At 65.4% G+C, this 16,459-nt stretch carries 14 protein-coding genes; 8 read left to right on the top strand and 6 right to left on the bottom strand.

Features of this window, described 5'->3' with window-relative positions; all coding sequences use genetic code 11:
- Window position 1 precedes the first annotated feature (1 nt).
- From ACW7G6_RS00990 to ACW7G6_RS00980, 3 genes are read left to right on the top strand one after another with little or no spacing between them, the layout of a single operon-like run.
- Window positions 2–1,063, top strand: a complete 1,062-nt coding sequence (locus ACW7G6_RS00990) for a quinone-dependent dihydroorotate dehydrogenase (RefSeq protein ID WP_456979032.1) — start codon at window positions 2–4, stop codon at window positions 1,061–1,063.
- The gene (gene murB, locus ACW7G6_RS00985; RefSeq protein ID WP_456997364.1) at window positions 1,060–2,133 is read left to right on the top strand and encodes a UDP-N-acetylmuramate dehydrogenase; all 1,074 of its coding nucleotides are present in this window, start codon (window positions 1,060–1,062) and stop codon (window positions 2,131–2,133) included. Before ACW7G6_RS00990 ends, murB begins: the two co-directional genes overlap by 4 nt.
- Window positions 2,127–3,050 (top strand): DMT family transporter, encoded by a 924-nt coding sequence (locus tag ACW7G6_RS00980; RefSeq protein WP_456979030.1) that lies wholly within the window; start codon window positions 2,127–2,129, stop codon window positions 3,048–3,050. Before murB ends, ACW7G6_RS00980 begins: the two co-directional genes overlap by 7 nt.
- On the opposite strand, the gene ACW7G6_RS00975 is transcribed toward ACW7G6_RS00980, so the two are convergent.
- Window positions 3,034–3,774 (bottom strand): phosphatase PAP2 family protein, encoded by a 741-nt coding sequence (locus ACW7G6_RS00975; protein WP_456997363.1) that lies wholly within the window; start codon window positions 3,772–3,774, stop codon window positions 3,034–3,036. The two genes, ACW7G6_RS00980 and ACW7G6_RS00975, sit on opposite strands and share 17 nt — an antisense overlap.
- Window positions 3,737–4,987, bottom strand: a complete 1,251-nt coding sequence (gene ispG / locus ACW7G6_RS00970; protein ID WP_456997362.1) for a flavodoxin-dependent (E)-4-hydroxy-3-methylbut-2-enyl-diphosphate synthase — start codon at window positions 4,985–4,987, stop codon at window positions 3,737–3,739. Before ispG ends, ACW7G6_RS00975 begins: the two co-directional genes overlap by 38 nt.
- Window positions 4,988–5,134: 147 nt before the next feature.
- Here ispG and xseA point away from each other — a divergent pair, with 147 nt between their 5' ends.
- The 5 genes from xseA to ACW7G6_RS00945 all read left to right on the top strand — a co-directional run bounded on the left by xseA (window position 5,135) and on the right by ACW7G6_RS00945 (window position 11,643).
- Window positions 5,135–6,490 (top strand): exodeoxyribonuclease VII large subunit, encoded by a 1,356-nt coding sequence (xseA, locus tag ACW7G6_RS00965; protein ID WP_456997361.1) that lies wholly within the window; start codon window positions 5,135–5,137, stop codon window positions 6,488–6,490.
- Window positions 6,487–6,960 carry a DUF4442 domain-containing protein gene (locus tag ACW7G6_RS00960; protein ID WP_456979026.1) on the top strand — a complete coding sequence of 158 codons (474 nt, stop codon included), beginning with the start codon at window positions 6,487–6,489 and terminating at the stop codon, window positions 6,958–6,960. The genes xseA and ACW7G6_RS00960 overlap by 4 nt, the downstream gene beginning before the upstream one ends.
- 63 nt (window positions 6,961–7,023) lie before the next feature.
- A complete protein-coding gene (locus ACW7G6_RS00955) occupies window positions 7,024–9,012 on the top strand; it encodes a bifunctional serine/threonine-protein kinase/formylglycine-generating enzyme family protein (protein WP_456979025.1) in 1,989 nt (662 codons plus the stop codon).
- Window positions 9,013–9,025: 13 nt separating this feature from the next.
- Entirely contained in the window at window positions 9,026–9,730 is a 705-nt protein-coding gene (locus ACW7G6_RS00950; protein ID WP_456979024.1) for a DUF502 domain-containing protein, read from the top strand.
- A 92-nt stretch (window positions 9,731–9,822) separates the two neighbouring features.
- Window positions 9,823–11,643, top strand: coding sequence for a DUF885 domain-containing protein (locus tag ACW7G6_RS00945; RefSeq protein WP_456979023.1), 1,821 nt, complete (start codon window positions 9,823–9,825; stop codon window positions 11,641–11,643).
- Between the two features lie 65 nt (window positions 11,644–11,708).
- Here the strand turns inward: ACW7G6_RS00945 and ACW7G6_RS00940 are convergent, their stop codons facing one another.
- The 4 genes from ACW7G6_RS00940 to ACW7G6_RS00925 all read right to left on the bottom strand — a co-directional run bounded on the left by ACW7G6_RS00940 (window position 11,709) and on the right by ACW7G6_RS00925 (window position 16,214).
- Window positions 11,709–12,401: a hypothetical protein gene (locus tag ACW7G6_RS00940; RefSeq protein ID WP_456979022.1), complete on the bottom strand. Its 693-nt coding sequence runs from the start codon at window positions 12,399–12,401 to the stop codon at window positions 11,709–11,711.
- Between the two features lie 2 nt (window positions 12,402–12,403).
- Complete coding sequence (locus ACW7G6_RS00935; protein ID WP_456979021.1) at window positions 12,404–13,504, bottom strand: hypothetical protein; 1,101 nt, start codon at window positions 13,502–13,504, stop codon at window positions 12,404–12,406.
- Window positions 13,501–14,619, bottom strand: a complete 1,119-nt coding sequence (locus ACW7G6_RS00930) for a GNAT family N-acetyltransferase (protein WP_456979020.1) — start codon at window positions 14,617–14,619, stop codon at window positions 13,501–13,503. The genes ACW7G6_RS00935 and ACW7G6_RS00930 overlap by 4 nt, the downstream gene beginning before the upstream one ends.
- A 236-nt stretch (window positions 14,620–14,855) precedes the next feature.
- On the bottom strand, window positions 14,856–16,214 hold the full coding sequence (locus ACW7G6_RS00925) for a DEAD/DEAH box helicase (RefSeq protein ID WP_456979019.1): 1,359 nt from the start codon (window positions 16,212–16,214) through the stop codon (window positions 14,856–14,858).
- Window positions 16,215–16,459 lie beyond the last annotated feature (245 nt).

The raw sequence follows: 16,459 nt of genomic DNA, 5'->3' as shown, positions 1-16,459 counted from the left end.
CATGTACGGGTTGGCACGCCCGCTGTTGTTCACCATGGACGCCGAACGCGCCCATGACCTGAGCTTGCGGGCGCTTGACCTGGCCCATCGCAGCGGCGCAACCGGGATGCTGGGACGCTTACCGGAACCGTTGCCGACCCGTGCCTTCGGGCTGGAGTTCCCCAACCCGGTCGGCCTGGCCGCCGGGCTGGACAAGAACGGCGAGCATATCGATGCGTTGCTGGCACTGGGTTTCGGTTTCGTCGAGATTGGTACCGTGACCCCGCGGCCCCAAGCGGGCAACCCAAAGCCACGCATGTTCCGCCTGCCCGGCCAGAAGGCGGTGATCAACCGGCTGGGCTTCAACAACGCGGGCGTGGACGCGCTGGTGCGCAATGTCGAACGGGCGCAACGCACGGGCAAGGGTTTGTTGGGCATCAATATCGGCAAGAACAAGGAAACGCCCAACGAGATTGCCGAAGGCGACTACATGTATTGCCTGTCGCGGGTCTACCAGTTGGCGGACTACGTGACGGTCAACATCTCCTCACCCAATACCGCCGGCCTGCGCGAGTTGCAGGAAGAGCAGATGTTGCGTCGACTGATCGGCACCCTGCGTGATGAGCAGGAGCGTCTTGGGGCCAAGCACGGCCGCCGCATCCCGATGCTGGTCAAGATCGCGCCGGACCTGTCCGATCACGATATCGAAGCCTGCGCGCGGGTGCTGGCGGAACTGGAAGTCGATGGCGTGATCGCGACCAACACCACCGTGTCGCGCATCGCTATCGAGGGCGCTCGCCATGCCGGGGAGCAAGGTGGCCTGTCGGGGAAGCCGCTGCTGGGCCCATCGACGACAGTGCTGCGGATGATGCGCACCCGGCTGCCCGAATCGATCCCCTTGATTGGCGTCGGCGGCATCCTGTCGGGTGCCGATGCGGTGACCAAGATGGCCGCCGGGGCGAGTCTGGTGCAATGTTATTCGGGGCTGGTCTACCGCGGTCCGGCGCTGGTGCGCGAGTGCGTGGAGGCGATCCGCCGGCGCAAGTTCGCACCCAGCAGTGGCCCGATGCCACCGGCTGCATGAATTCATCCCCCCGCATCCTCCGACAGGTACCGTTGCAACCGCGCAACACCCTGGGCGTGGTCGCCTGTGCCAGCTTGCTGGCGGAAGTCGGTGATGCGTCAGCGCTGCCGGAATTGTTCGAGCACGACGAGTTTGCCGGCCGCTCACCGCTGGTCCTGGGTGGCGGCAGCAACCTGCTGTTCGTGGGTGACCCGCAACGGCCACTGGTGATGCTGACCGGTCACGATGTCCGGGTGCTGGACAACACGGCCGCCGGGGCAATCGTGCGGGCGGATGCCGGGACGCCGTGGCATGGTTTGGTACTGGACACGCTCGCTCGCGGCTATTGCGGTTTGGAGAACCTCGCGTTGATCCCGGGCAGCGTGGGCGCGGCGCCGATCCAGAATATCGGCGCGTACGGGGTCGAGGTGTGCGAGTTGATCCACGCGGTCGAGGCGTTCGAGCCGGCGACCGGCTCATGGCATCGCCTGGATCGCGACGCCTGTGCGTTCTCCTACCGCGACAGCCTGTTCAAGCGGCAGCCGGACCGTTTCATCGTCACCGCAGTGGAGTTCGCGCTATCGCGCACGTCGACACCGCGTACGTCGACAGCACGACTGGACTACGCCGGTATCCGCCAGGAGCTCGCCGCAATGCAGGTTGATGTGCGCGACCCGAGCCCGCGCCAGGTCGCCGATGCCGTGATCGCGATTCGCCTTCGCAAGCTGCCCGACCCGGCGGTCATCGGCAATGCGGGCAGCTTTTTCAAGAATCCCATCGTGCCGACGTCGCAGGCGCAATCGCTGCTGGCGGAGCACGACGCACTGCCGGTGTTTCCGGTCCGCGACAACGACCCCGACAATGACTGCCGCAAGCTGTCGGCCGCGTGGTTGATCGATGCCTGCGGCTGGCGGGGGCATCGCGACGGTGACGCCGGTGTTGCCGCATCGCACGCATTGGTACTGGTCAACCATGGCCATGCGAGTGGCCGTCAATTGTTCGGGCTGGCGCGGCGGATTGCCGATTCGGTACACGCTCGCTTTGGCGTGGCGCTGGAGCCGGAGCCACGCATGATCGGAGCACGATGGTGAGCACCCCCAAGGCGTCCATGCCGGTACATACGCGTGCAGCGTTGTTGATGCTTGGCAGCACCGGCTTCTTCGCGCTGATGGTGATCACCATCCGCCTGGCCTCTGAATCACTGCATACCTTCGAGGTCGCATTCTTCCGCAGCTTCTTCGGCATGCTGGCAGCACTGCCACTGGTGCTCAAACATGGTCCCGGGCTATTGCGGACGCAACAACTACCCCGCTACCTGGTGCGTTGCGTGCTGGGCACGCTGTCGATGTTTTGCGGCTTCTGGGCGATCGGCAACCTGCCACTGGCCGAGGCGGTATCGCTGTCCTACTCCACCCCGTTGTTCGTGACCATCGCGGCGGTGCTGTGGTTGGGCGAGCAGGTGCGGGTACGCCGCTGGAGCGCGGTCGTGCTGGGTTTCATCGGCGTGCTGGTCATCGTGCGCCCCGGCACGGCCGAGTTCAGTGCCGGGACGCTGGTCGCGGTCTCGGCGGCGGTCATCAGCGCCATCGTCGCGATCCAGATCAAGCAGTTGTCGCATACCGAACCGGCGGACCGGATCGTGGTGCTGACCACCATCTTCTGGGTGCCGATGTCGCTTGTACCGGCACTGTGGGTGTGGGAATGGCCGCAGGGCATCACCTGGCTGTGGGTGATCGCCGCCGGCATCCTGGGGACTGCCGGGCACATGCTGTGGACCCGTGCGCTCAAGCTTGGCGATGTCTCCGCGCTGACGCCGATCAGCTTCGTGCAGTTACCGATCGTGGTGGTGTTCGGCTTCTTCCTGTTCGGTGAGAGCCTGGATCGCTGGACCGTGATTGGCGCGACGATCATCCTGGTTGCAAACGGCTACATCGCCCATCGCGAGGCAAGTCTCGCGCGTCGCGCGGCGACCTCGGCACCGAGTACTGCGGTCAAACCGGGCCAGTAAACGGCCTGTGCTGCAGGCGGAACACCGCCAGATACGCGACCACCGCCCAGACGCTGGCCGCGGCCCAACCGGCAAGGATGTCGGAGGGGTAATGCACGCCAAGGTAGATTCGCGAGAAGCCGACCAGCAGCACGAACGGCACCGCGCATGCCACCACCGGCCAGCGCCAGCGGGTGTGCCACAACACCAACACCAACACCCAGGCCAGGGTCGCCGACCCCATCGCGTGTCCGCTGGGGAAACTGTGGGTGAGCTCGGGCGTGATCGACTCCCACAGTGATGGCCGGTCGCGCGCGAATATCAGCTTGGTGCCAACGTTGAGCAGGCCGGATCCCGCCAGTGCGATCGCGGCAAAGGTCGCCGCCCGCAACCGCCTCAACAGCAGTAGCGCCAGCACCAGCGCGATGTCGAACGGCACCACCCCATGCAGGTAGCCGATATCGGTAATGGCAACGAAGAAACGATCCAGGTCCGGTGTCGCCAGCGCGTGGGCGAAACGCAGGACCGGCTCGTCGAAGCCGATCACCTCGCGCTCGTGGATGTCCCCGGCCAGCTCGGCAAAACCCCACAGCGGCAACAGCAAGCCGATGAATACCAGAAGCAATCGCCAACCGTACCGCCGCGACAGATCGGTAACGAGGTGCCGCTCCGCGCGGAGCGTCTCGCCGACCGCGGGAAGCTTGCGCTCAGTCGGCCCTGTTGCCGCCATAGTGTCGCTCGACATAGGTGTCGATCAGCCCGACGAACTCATCGGCGATATTCTCACCACGCAGGGTCACGGTCTTCTGGCCATCCTCGAACACCGGTGCCGCTGGCGCCTCGCCGGTACCGGGCAGCGAAATGCCGATGTTGGCGTGGCGTGATTCCCCGGGACCGTTGACGATGCAGCCCATCACCGCGAGGGTGAGATTCTCGGCTCCTGGATGGGTGACTTTCCACTGCGGCATCTTCGCGCGTACATGTTCCTGCACGGTCTTGGCCAGCACCTGGAAAAACTCGCTGGTGGTGCGACCGCATCCGGGGCATGCGGTGACCATCGGGGTGAATGCGCGCAGGCCCATGGTCTGCAACAGCTCCTGGGCGACGATGACCTCGTTGGTCCGCGACTGGCCGGGGTCGGGCGTCAGCGAAATACGGATCGTGTCGCCGATGCCCTCCTGCAGCAACACCGCCAGCGCTGCGCTCGAAGCGACGACGCCCTTGCTGCCAATGCCGGCCTCGGTCAGGCCCAGGTGCAGTGCGTAGTCCCCGCGGGTAGCCAGTTCGCGGTATACCGCGATCAGCTCCTGCACGCCGCTGACCTTGGCGCTGAGCACGATGCGATCGGCAGCCAGGCCGATATCGACAGCCCGCGCGGCCGAGTCCAGTGCCGAGCGGATCAGCGCCTCGCGCAGTACCCGTCCGGCGTCCCAGGGCTTGGCGCGCAGCGCGTTCTCGTCCATCAAGTCGCGGGCCAACGACTGGTCCAGCGAGCCCCAGTTGGCGCCGATCCGGACCGGCTTGTGGTACTTGATCGCCAGCTCGATCAAGGTCGCGAACTGGCTGTCACGCTTCTTCCCGAAACCGACGTTGCCGGGATTGATGCGGTACTTTGCCAACGCCTCGGCGCACGCCGGCTCTGCGGTCAGCAATTGGTGGCCGTTGTAATGGAAATCGCCAATCAGCGGGACCGGGGCACCGATCATCGCCAGCTTGTCGCGGATCCGCGGCACAGCGGCGGCAGATTCCGCGTTGTTGACGGTGATGCGCACCAGTTCGGAACCCGCGCGCCACAACTCGGCGACCTGCTTGACGGTACCGGCGATGTCGGCGGTATCGGTATTGGTCATCGACTGCACCACCACCGGTGCGCCACCGCCAACGGTCAACCCGCCGATCCTGACCGCGCGCGTCTGCAGGCGCGGCCGGGGGCCAAAGGCGGCGTGGGAGCAAGGCAAGGCGACGTCCTGATTCATCCGCTCATTGTACCGCCGCAGGCAGGCGTTACATGACAACAGCCGATGGCGGCAATGCCGGTGGCCCGTGATCCGCGTGACCACTCCCGACCGCTGGGTTACCTTGTCACGCCACCCTGCCCTGTTGCCATGACCCTCGACGATCCCAACCACGTCCTGACCCCGAGCCAGCTCAACACCCTGGCGCGCGACCTGCTGGAAGGGGCGTTCCCGCTGGTGTGGATCGAGGCGGAGCTGGGCAACGTGGCGCGTCCGTCTTCCGGACACCTGTACCTGACTCTCAAGGATGCGCGGGCGCAGGTGCGTTGCGCGATGTTCAAGCCCAAGAGCAGCTGGCTGAAGTTCATCCCGCGCGAAGGCATGCGCGTACTCGCGCGGGGCCGGCTGACCTTGTACGAGGCGCGCGGCGAGTACCAGATGGTGCTCGACCACATGGAAGAAGCCGGCGAAGGCGCGCTGCGCCGGGCATTCGACGAGTTGAAGGCGCGGCTGCAGGCCGAGGGCCTGTTCGACGACGCGCGCAAACGGCCATTGCCGGCGTTTGCATCGCGTATCGGCGTGATCACCTCGCCCAGCGGCGCGGCGGTGCGCGATGTCCTGAGCGTATTGGCACGCCGTTTCCCCCTGGTCCAGGCCGAGGTCTTGCCGGTACCGGTACAAGGTGCGACCGCCGCGGCGCAGATCACCCGGATGCTGCAGCGCGCCGCCGCCTCCGGCCGTTACGACGTGCTGGTGCTGGCCCGTGGCGGTGGTTCGATGGAAGACCTGTGGGCGTTCAACGACGAACAGCTGGCGCGGGCGATCGCCGCCTGCGAGGTGCCGGTGGTGTCGGCGGTCGGCCACGAGACCGACTTCAGCCTGGCCGACTTTGCCGCCGACATGCGGGCACCCACGCCATCGGTCGCGGCGGAATTGCTGGTACCCAACCGGGATGACCTCAACCGCCGCCTGCGCGCGCTGGATGCACGCCATGCCAACCTGCAGGCACAACATCTGCGCCAGGCGATGCAGCGGGTGGACCGCGCCGGACTGCGACTGAACGCACAGCGCCCGCAAGCGCGGCTGGATGGCTTGCGCCGACGCCAGCTCGATGCCCTGCGCCGGCTCGCCGCCGCATGGCGACAACGGCTTGAGCAGGATCAGTCCCGCCTGCGCCACGCCGACGCGGTGCTGCGGATATCCCATCCGAAGCGGCGTGTCGATCGTTTGCGCGAGCGCCTGGCGGCGGTGTCGCAGCGTCCGCAGGCGGCTATCGCCCGGCGACTGAGCCACGATGCCCTGGCACTGCGTGGGCTTGCACGCTCGCTGGAGGCGATCAGTCCACTGGCCACCGTCAGCCGCGGCTACGCCATCGTCGAGCACCCTGACGGCCGCCTGGTTCGCAGCGTGTTCGATGCCGAACCCGACGACCATCTGGAAATCCGGCTCTCGGATGGCCGGCTGCAGGTCCGGGTCGAAAAGCCGCACCAGGCGCCCGGTAAATGAACCCCAACCTGCTCCGCCACGGGCTCAACCTGTGGCCGCCATTCCTGTTCAGCGGCATCCACGTCACTGCCATTGGCGCCCATTACCACCATGCCCATGTCGAGCTGCGCATGCGCCCGTGGAACCGCAATTACGTTGGCACCCATTTCGGCGGCAGCCTGTTCGCAATGACCGATCCATTCTGGATGCTGTTGGTGATGCAATCGCTGGGGCGCGACTACATCGTCTGGGACAAGGCCGGCACGATCGACTTCATGAAGCCGGGCCGGGGCACGGTACATGCGCGCTTCGACCTGGAGGCGACAGTTCTGGACGAACTGCGCGAAGCGACCGCCGACGGCGACAAGGCCTTGCGCTGGTTCGAGACCGGGATCACCGACGCGCAGGGCGATATCGTCGCCCTGGTACGCAAACAACTGTACGTGCGCCGAAAACGTCGTACCTTTGGGGATATCGAACCGGACCCATGAGCGCTATGCTCGTCGCTCGCGAGACAGGGGGGCCGCGCGATGCCGCATCCGCCAGACAATGAAATGAGCACGCAACCGCTGCCCGAAGTTCGGGGCTATCGGCTGCTGCGCATCATCAATCATGGCGGCATGTCCACGGTGTACCTGGCCGAACAGATTGCCCCGTCACGCGAGGTCGCGATCAAGGTGATGGCGCCGCAGGCGTTGTCGGATGAAGTCAGTCGGCGTCGCTTCGAGAACGAGGTCCGCACCATTGCCAGGCTGGAGCATCCCCACGTGGTACGCATCCACGAACTGGGGCGCACCGCCGATGGCCTGCCGTATTACACGATGCCGTACCTGTCGCGTGGCCACCTCGGCCAACGCCGCTTCCTGCTCGACAATGGCGAGCCCGACGAACCTCGCATAATCGCGACCTTGCGCACGGTGCTGTCTGCCTTGGCGTACGCGCATGGCCGCGGCGTGGTGCATCGTGATGTCAAAGCCGAGAACGTGCTGTTTGACGACGGCGAGCAACCGTTGCTGGCCGATTTCGGGATTGCGTTGCGACGCGGCTTCGGCCCGCGGGTGACGGCTATCGGCCTGGCGGTTGGCAGCACGGCCTACATGGCACCCGAACAGGCACGCGGCGAGGAAGTCGACGGTCGCGCCGACCTCTACAGCATGGGTGTGCTGGCCTGGGAAATGCTTACCGGCCACTTGCCGTTCGAAGCCGCTGACGCCTTGTCGATGGCCGTCATGCATGCGCAGGACCCGATCCCGAAATTGCCGGCGCACCTGCGTCATTGGCAGCGTTTCATGAACCGTGCGCTGGCCAAACAGCCCAGTGAGCGATTCGAAGATGTCGGCCAGATGGCGGACATGCTGGCCCGGGTAGAGCAGCGCCAGGGTTGGCCGCGACTCGCCGTGTTCCGGGAGCGCATCACCGGCCAGCTGGCGGACATGCCACGTTGGGCGTTGGCTGTTACCGCCCTGGTGTTCGTGGCCATTGTCGGCAGCGCCCTGTTGACCCGCAACGACGGCGTCAATGGGTTCTTCCGCGCTGGCGCGCCGATGATCGAAAACACCGTCCAAACCGATCCAATCCCATCGATGTTGCGCCCCCTGCCCGAGGCGCCCGTGCAAGCGGCATTGGACAATGCGCGCAGGCAGATCGTGCAGCGCAATCTCACTGCACCAGAGGGCAACAACGCCTATGCCAGCGTGGTGAAGGCGTGGCAGGCCGAACCCGACAACCGGCAAGTGCAGGCGGTGGCTGACGAGCTCACCACCGCACTGGGCGCCGAATTGCTACTGAACCTGCGCAACGGCAAGGACACCCGCGCGAAGGAATACGCAGCCCGTGTGCAGCAGCTGGCCGACGATACCGGAACCCCCGTGTCGCCTGCTCGCTCGCAACTGCAATCGGACATCCAGCAGGTCCTGCAGCACCGGGTCGAGCGGGCCGCCACCCATTTTGACAGTACGTTGGCGACCGCTGTTGCCGCCCTGGCAGGACCGCTTGGATTGCCGGACGACGCCGCGGCCAAACTGCAACGCCTGGCCTTGTCGATCCCAAGGTCTGGGCAGCGATTGCCGGGTGACCCTTCGGGCGCGGTGGTGGCAACGGCCGGCGTAGCGGTCAGTCGCAAGCCGGTCAGCGTCGATGATTACTCCCGCTTCGCCACGCTCACCGACCGTCCGGCCGCGCGCTGTCGCGAGCGCGTATCGCTGTTGCGCGTGCTCGCACCACGTGACTGGCGAGATCCCGGGTTCGACCAGGACGAAGAAAACCCGGTTGCCTGCGTATCGTTCCCCGATGCACAGGCCTATGCCGAGTGGTATAGCCGCCAATCCGGGCATACCTATCGTTTGCCATCGACTGCCGAGGCCGATCAGCTGGCACCGGAGATCAGCGGCAAGCCCTTGTCGTTGTGGCTGCTTGACTGCGGTAGCAGCTGCAAGCAGCGCGAGGCTGGCGGCGCGTCATGGCGCAGCCAGGCTGCGAGTCGGGCGCTGAATACCGACCGTGGCTATGACGATGTCGGGTTCCGGCTGGTAAGGGAGCTGTAGCATCCGTCCACCGATGCCGCGCCGCCCCATTTACAATCGCGCCATGCGCACTCCCCCTACCCTGAAGCGACTGTTCCTCACTGGACTGCTGACCTTGTTGCCGCTGTGGCTGACGTGGGTCGTCGGCAAGTTCGTGTTCGTATTGCTATCGGACACCAGCCGGCCGATCACCGGGCCGATGCTGACCCGGCTTGCCAGCGACTTCCCGCACTTCGCCGGTTGGCTGGCGCAGCCCTGGGTGCAGACGGTGATCGCGCTGGTCGCAACCTTGCTGGTGATCCTGCTGTCGGGGATCATGGCCCATCGGGTAATCGGCCAACGGTTGCTGCGCTGGTTCGAAGCCGTAATCGGGCGCATCCCGTTCGCCAGCACCATCTATGGCAGCGCGCGGCAACTGCTGGATATCCTGCAGACCAAGCCCGACGGCACCCAACGGGTGGTGCTGATCGACTTCCCACACGACCAGATGAAGTCGATCGGCTTTGTCACCCGGGTGCTCAAGGAGCAGGGCACCGGCCGCGAACTGGCCGCCGTGTACGTGCCAACCACGCCGAACCCGACCTCGGGCTACCTGGAGATCGTCCCGGTCGAGAAGATCACCCCGACCGACTGGACCGTCGACCAGGCGATGAGCTTCATCATCTCCGGCGGCGCGGTGTCGCCTGACTCGATCCCGTTCTCGCCACCTGCGCGGACTGATGGCGGGAAGACCACGTAGCGATCGCGGGTGACTTTTGGGCCATGCCATGCGCGCCGTGAGCGATGAGGCTCGACGATTGTGCTTGCCGGCCCATCCAATCGGAGAATGCGATGAAGTCCAACGTCACCCGCTCCCTGCTCGCCGTTGCCCTGGTCGCCGCAATGGCCGGCTGCAGCCCCACCCCCGCCAACGATGCGGCCCAGGCCGAGCCCGCCACCGAACAGGCCGCAACCGACAAGGCCGCCCAACTCAAGGAGATGTACGCCCAATACTGGGAGGAGTACCTCAAGCTCAACCCATTGGCGGCGACTTTCCAGGGCGACCCGCGCTACAACGATCAGATGCCGAACTACCTGTCCGAGCAGTACCGGCAGAAGTCGCACGAGTTCACCCAGCGCTGGCTGGACAAGGTCGAGGCGATCGGTTCGGACGGGCTGGAAGACCAGGCGCTGCTCAGCTATGAGATCTTCGTCGAGGATGCCGAGGACGAACTGGCCAGCGAACAATTCCCCGGCTGGATGCAACCGATCAACCAGTTCTACAACCTCGCCAGCATGGCGGTGCAGCTTGGCTCGGGCACCAGCGCGCAACCGTTCAAGACCGTTGACGACTACGCCGCCTGGCGCAAGCGCGCCGCACAGGTGCCGGTACTGTTCGACCAGGCCATCGCCAACATGAAGCTCGGCGTCGAGGCCGGCGTGGTGCAGCCCAAGGTGCTGATGGACAACGTGGTTGACCAGCTCGACGCGTTGATCAAGGAAAAGCCCGAAGAAACCCTGTTCTGGAAGCCGATCGAATCGATGCCCGAATCATTCGCGGACGCCGACAAGGAGCGTATCGCGGCGGAATACCGCGAAATGATCGACACCGAGCTGATGCCGGCATATCGCGAGCTGCGCGAGTACATCGCCAACGATTACATGTCGCACGCCCGCGACACCGTAGGCATGGCCACGTTGCCCAATGGCGAGGCGTGGTATGCGTTCAACGCCCACAAGTCCACCACCACCGACCTGAGCCCGAGCCAGATCCACCAGATTGGCCTGGACGAAGTGGCCCGCATCCACGGCGAGATCCACAAGGTGATGAAGGAAGTCGGCTTCAAGGGCACGCTGCAGGAGTTCTTCGAGTTCATGAAGACCGATCCGCAGTTCAGCTTCGACAGCGAGGAAGCGCTGCTGACCTACTACCGTGGCCTCGAAGACAAGATCAACCAGAAGATCCCGGAGCAGTTCTCGCTGATCCCCAAGGCCGGTTTCGAGATTCGACCGGTCGAAGCGTTCCGGGCCAAGTCCGCGGCCGGCGGCTCGTACATGACCCCGAGCGAGGACGGCAGCCGTCCCGGCATCTTCTACGTCAACACCTATGACCTGCCGACCCGCAAGACCTGGGATGCGGAAGACCTGTACCTGCATGAGGCGATCCCTGGCCACCATTTCCAGCTCGCGCTGCAGCAGGAGCTGACCGACCTGCCCGACTTCCGCCGCTTCGGCGGCCAGACCGCGTTCATCGAGGGCTGGGGCCTGTATGCCGAGTCGCTGGGCAAGGACCTGGGCGTCTACGAGGATCCGTACAGCTACTTCGGCTATCTGCAAAATGAACTGTGGCGCGCGATCCGGCTGGTCGTCGATACCGGCCTGCACAGCAAGGGCTGGACCCGCCAGCAGGTGATCGACTACATGCTGGAGAACTCGGCGGAAAGCGAGACCCAGGCCACGGCGGAAGCCGAACGTTACATGGCGATCCCGGGCCAGGCACTCGCCTACAAGATCGGTGCCCTGAAGATCCAGGAACTGCGCGACAAGGCGGAAGCGGCGCTGGGGGAGAAGTTCGACGTGCGCGAATTCCACGCACAGGTATTGAAGGACGGCTCGGTGCCACTGGACGTACTGGAGGACAAGCTCAACCGCTGGATTGACAGCGTGGAATAACCGCCGCGCTGACCGCATCGCGCACCTGACCGCACAGCCGGAAGTTGTCTCACCGCCGGCTGCTGTCAGGTGGCGCGGTTGACATAGATGCGCAGGCCGGTGCTGTTGTGATGCAGGCGCAGGAAGCCGGCCCCATCGAATACATCGGCGTGGAGCGGATTCGAGTAGGCGATGAGGATGCGTCGCGGTTCTGCCTCATGGGCGGCCTGGATGTTGGCCAGTACCTGGCGCATCACCACCTCGTCGAACGGGTTGTAGAAATAGCAGAACAGGTCACCTGCCGGTGGGCGAAAGGCGACGGCATCCATGCAGAACAACTCGATCGCCCTCGCCTTCGCATCCCGGGCCGCGAAGGCGGCGATATTGCACATGGCCTCGGCGTACAGCGATTCAAACAGTTCGACCCCAACCACGCGGCGAAAGCCAAGATCGGCGGCCAGCACCAGTGCGCGACCCTTGCCGGCGCCGTAGTCGATGAATGTGCAAGCGGTCGGATCGAATGGTTGTGCGGCACTGACCAGACGCCGGAACTTGCCGAACGCCAACGGCGCATAGAACACCGCGTTGGCCGAGTGCTCGTGGCCAGGATCGCAGGCCACGGACTCGGCAACTTCGACCTGGCCCACGGTTGCGATGCCAAGCCTTCGATCCAGCCGCAGCTCGGCCTGGCCACGCAGCCAGACCGGCACCTTGCCGACCACGCCGAACACGCCGTCGATGCGGACCTGCCGGACCAGCTTGCGGATAAAAGTCACCATCGTCAGCTGTCCTGCTCCAACCAGGTCATATGCAGGACGGGCATTGCCTGCGGGGAGATATCCGGGTTGAGCCACATGCCAATGAGCGGTTGTCCGCTGCGGGCGACGAAGCCCGCCGCGCGCCAACCGGCCATGGCCTGCTCGTCGGCCGTAAGCAACAGGTGGATGGCGCTGCGTCGCTGCGCCCGCGCTGCGGCGACCAGGACCCGGATCAGCTTGGGGTGGATCCCTGTCATTGCATCAGCAGCCCAGTAATCCAGCACTTCCAGCGGTTGATCAAGCGCGGCATGGGCATCGCAGGCAAACCATGCCACCAGTTGATCGTCGTCGTCCGACACCAGCAGGTAGCGCGCGCGGCCCGCCGGCGGCATGTCAAACCGCCAGCGCAACAATGCGTGGTCGCGCACGCTGGTCAATGCGCAGGTGTGGGTCGAGCCATGCCACAGCGTGTCCATGCGCGGGTCGCTGTGCTCCGACCAGCGCCAATGCAGGTCCGACACGACGCCGCCGGCCAGCAGGTCCCGCAGCCGCACCGCCGAATCCACCAGCGCACCGACCGGACGCGCTATGGCCACCGGCAGCCTGCGTTGCAGGTAATCCCCGTAGCGCAGCACCTTGGCGTGTCGGCTCAACGTGCCCAGTACGCTGAAGCCTGCCCGGCGGCTGACGCCAACCGCGCTCGGCCGTGGCAGCCCGTACAACAGGTCGAACCGCCCTCGTGCGGCTTCCAGCAACGACTGCTGCAGCAGCAACGCCGGGCCCAGGGTGCGGTGGCCGGCAGCCACCGCAAAGTACGCGACGACCCCGGCGCGAATGGCCTTGCCTTGCCAGATCACCGGCCGCGGACCGGCGCTGATGACACCGACCAACTCGCCATCGGGATCATGACGCAACAACTGGATGATGGCCGGGCCGTCCGGATTGTCGCGGTAGAAGTGGTCGTACTTGTCGGGCGCAATCGCCGGCGGTCCGAAATCACCCTGCCAGAGGGCAATGATCGCGTCGCGGTCACGCACCGCGTCACCCGGATGCGTGCTGTAGCGCATGACCTCCACCACCTTGGTGTCGGCCACGGTGGTAACCGCGCCGCCCGTCGTGCTCATGGAGATGATTCGGCGCGGCGGGTCAGCAGCCGCTGCAACCGTTTGCCGTAACGCAACAGCATCCGGTTGGCCAGGGTGTTGCGCAGGATGGCGTAATCGCCCAGCACGCATTCACCGGCCCACAGGTTCGGAAACATGGTGTTGTCCGCCACCGTGCAGGAGTCGACGGCAGCCAGCTGGGGGTAGCGCTCGCGGATGTGATGCATCTGGTACAGCTCGATCAGGATGCCGGGCGAGTACCGCGCATAGGCTTCGTCGTAGGCAATCTTGAAGGTGAAGGCATGGGCACCGCTCAGGAAGTTGCACTTCATCGCGATGGGCTTGCCATCCAGGTCCAACGCCAGCATGTGCAACTGGCCGCGGGCGTGGGCGGCCTGGCAGGCGGCCAGCAGGAAGGTGCGGCCTGGATCACTGGCACCCATGGCGGTGCCCGCGCGGCCTTTCCAGCCACTGGCTTCGACCCGCAGGAACTGCTCGATCCATGTCGCAAGGTCGTCGTCCCTCGACATCACTCGGTAGCCGACCTCGCCCTCATCCCCCAATCGTCGCTCCTTGCGCCGGAGCGTGCTGCGCTGTTTGGCGGACATGTGTTGCGGGTCGTCCGGCACGTTCAGGTGATACATCGCACGGGTCCAGCGGGTACACCGCGACAGCAGTCGTCCGCGCCGCGCGATCCCCGCATCCAGGGCCGCCGCGACGGCGCCATCCATGCGGATGTTGACCAGCTCGATAACACCGGCGGGAGCGTCGCGTGCGGCCAGCCAGTCGAGCATGGCATCGACCGCCGCCTGCACATGGTCGCGGTGCAGCAGCGGCGCAGACAGGAAGGCATAGTCATGCGTCCATGAGCGCAAGGTGGGCTCAGGCATGCGCTTGAAATGCGCGTGATGGGCCAGCGGCAGCAACCCGATAAGCTCACCTGCGGCATCACGCACGGTCAGCAGTTGCAATGCCTCCGTCGACAAAAACATCAGCGCGGGGCGCAAGCACCAGCTTTCGTAGAAGGGGTTGGGTTCGGCCGCCTCGGCCGCAAGTTGATCGATCTCCCCCGCCAGTGCGTCATCAACGCAGTCCACCTGCGTCAGTTGCGCCCATGGAGCAGGTAGTTCGTTCATGGTTGCACTGGTCACGGACACGCTGGTTCTCCCCGGGTTCGCGGTCACAGGAACCGCTCTCGGTGGGAATAACGCAAAACGCGCCATGAGGTGGACACCGGTGCGCAATTTTTTGTCGCGCCACAACGCAAACGACCCGGAGGTCATCCGGGTCGTTTGCTGGATCGTTTCAGGCAAGCGTTACGCCGTAGCGCCGCTGCCCGCCGGGTGGCTACCCGTACTCAGCCGCCAGTGCTTCAGGCGCTGGAGCCGTCCCGGAACGAACCGCGTCCGCCACGACCACCGGCCGGTGCCGTGCGCTGTCGCGGGCCGCCGGCATGGGCATGACGCGGAGCCGGCTGGCCATGCGAACGAGCACCGCCACGCGGGGCATTGTTGCGTGGAGCGTTGTTGCGCGGCGGACGGCCCGCACCGGCATTGTTGCGCGGGTTCGGGATCGCCACGTCCAGACGGATCGGACGGCTGGGCTCGTAGCCCGGCACCACCACCATCTCGACATCCTTCTTCAGCACATGCTGGATCTGGCGAAGCAGGCCGCCTTCGTCGTGCGAGACCAGCGACAGCGCCTCACCGGTGGAACCATTGCGGCCGGTACGGCCGATCCGGTGCACGTAGTCCTCAGCGACCATCGGCAGGTCGAAGTTGATCACCAGCGGCAAATCAGGAATGTCCAGACCACGTGCGGCGACATCGGTGGCGACCATTACCCGGGCACGGTTCGACTTGAAGTCACGCAACGCCTTCTGGCGCTGTGACTGGCTCTTGTTGCCGTGGATGGCGACCGACTTCAGGCCGGCGGCTTCCAACTGTTCGGCAAGCCGGTTGCAACCGTGCTTGGTACGACCGAACACCAGCACCTGGTCGCCCGGACGCTTGGCGATGATCTCGATCAGCAGGTCGCGCTTGCGGCCGCTGTCCACCGGGTGCGCGCGGTGGGTGATGGTGTTGGCGATCGCGTTGTTGGTGGCGACCTGGACCTGCTTGGGATCGCGCATGAACTGCAACGCAAGCTGCTTCAGCTGGCTCTCGAAGGTGGCCGAGAACAACAGCGTCTGCCGCTGCGCCGGCACGCGGCCGAGGATGCGCTTGATCGCGGGCAGGAAGCCCATGTCGAGCATGCGGTCGGCCTCGTCGAGCACCAGCACTTCGATCTCGTCGAGCTTGACGGTGCCGCGCTCGATGTGGTCGATCAGCCGGCCCGGCGTGGCCACCACCACGTCGATGCCGCGACGCAGATTTTCGACCTGCGGGCCCATGCCGGCGCCGCCGAAGATCGTGCAGAAGTTCAGGCGCAGGTGTTTGGCATAGCTGCGCAGGCTGTCGTTGACCTGCACCGCCAACTCGCGGGTCGGCACCAGGATCAGCGCGCGCGGCTTGCGCGAACCGTTCGGCGCGGTCTGCTTGGCCAGCCGGTTGAGCAGCGGCAAGCCAAACGCGGCGGTCTTGCCGGTGCCGGTCTGGGCGCCACCCAGCAGGTCGTGGCCATCCATGATCAGCGGGATGGCCTGGACCTGGATCGGGGTCGGGCTGGTATAGCCCTGTTCGGCAAGCGCGCGCAGCAAAGCAGGCGCAAGGCCGAGGGATTCAAAAGACATGTTGTAACTCCGAGTAGATAAAAAACCGCATGGAATGCGGCAAGACCCGGAGCGTTCCCTGAAACCGCGCTGCGAGTATTCAATGTGACGGTGCCGGATGCTCCGGACCGTGTCGGCGCGACGAAAGACGTGCGGGATAACGTCGTATTGGGCGGTCCCCGCATGCAGGGAACTCGCACCAGATACGACAGGCAACCTGGGAAACGTAAGGCAGCCGTGCGCTGAACAGGCGAATCCTACGTGAA

This window comes from Lysobacter sp. A421 (assembly GCF_054052145.1).
Note: the sequence above shows the minus strand (reverse complement) of the source record. Positions and strands in the feature narration are given on the sequence as shown.

What these genes read in the sequence shown, in the direction of transcription:
- ACW7G6_RS00990 (WP_456979032.1), top strand. Translation starts at nt 2, where the DNA reads ATGTACGGGTTGGCACGCCCGCTGTTGTTCACCATGGACGCCGAACGC.
- murB (WP_456997364.1), top strand. Translation starts at nt 1,060, where the DNA reads ATGAATTCATCCCCCCGCATCCTCCGACAGGTACCGTTGCAACCGCGC.
- ACW7G6_RS00980 (WP_456979030.1), top strand. Translation starts at nt 2,127, where the DNA reads ATGGTGAGCACCCCCAAGGCGTCCATGCCGGTACATACGCGTGCAGCG.
- ACW7G6_RS00975 (WP_456997363.1), bottom strand. Translation starts at nt 3,774, where the DNA reads ATGTCGAGCGACACTATGGCGGCAACAGGGCCGACTGAGCGCAAGCTT.
- xseA (WP_456997361.1), top strand. Translation starts at nt 5,135, where the DNA reads ATGACCCTCGACGATCCCAACCACGTCCTGACCCCGAGCCAGCTCAAC.
- ACW7G6_RS00960 (WP_456979026.1), top strand. Translation starts at nt 6,487, where the DNA reads ATGAACCCCAACCTGCTCCGCCACGGGCTCAACCTGTGGCCGCCATTC.
- ACW7G6_RS00955 (WP_456979025.1), top strand. Translation starts at nt 7,024, where the DNA reads ATGAGCACGCAACCGCTGCCCGAAGTTCGGGGCTATCGGCTGCTGCGC.
- ACW7G6_RS00950 (WP_456979024.1), top strand. Translation starts at nt 9,026, where the DNA reads ATGCCGCGCCGCCCCATTTACAATCGCGCCATGCGCACTCCCCCTACC.
- ACW7G6_RS00945 (WP_456979023.1), top strand. Translation starts at nt 9,823, where the DNA reads ATGAAGTCCAACGTCACCCGCTCCCTGCTCGCCGTTGCCCTGGTCGCC.
- ACW7G6_RS00940 (WP_456979022.1), bottom strand. Translation starts at nt 12,401, where the DNA reads ATGGTGACTTTTATCCGCAAGCTGGTCCGGCAGGTCCGCATCGACGGC.
- ACW7G6_RS00935 (WP_456979021.1), bottom strand. Translation starts at nt 13,504, where the DNA reads ATGAGCACGACGGGCGGCGCGGTTACCACCGTGGCCGACACCAAGGTG.
- ACW7G6_RS00930 (WP_456979020.1), bottom strand. Translation starts at nt 14,619, where the DNA reads ATGAACGAACTACCTGCTCCATGGGCGCAACTGACGCAGGTGGACTGC.
- ACW7G6_RS00925 (WP_456979019.1), bottom strand. Translation starts at nt 16,214, where the DNA reads ATGTCTTTTGAATCCCTCGGCCTTGCGCCTGCTTTGCTGCGCGCGCTT.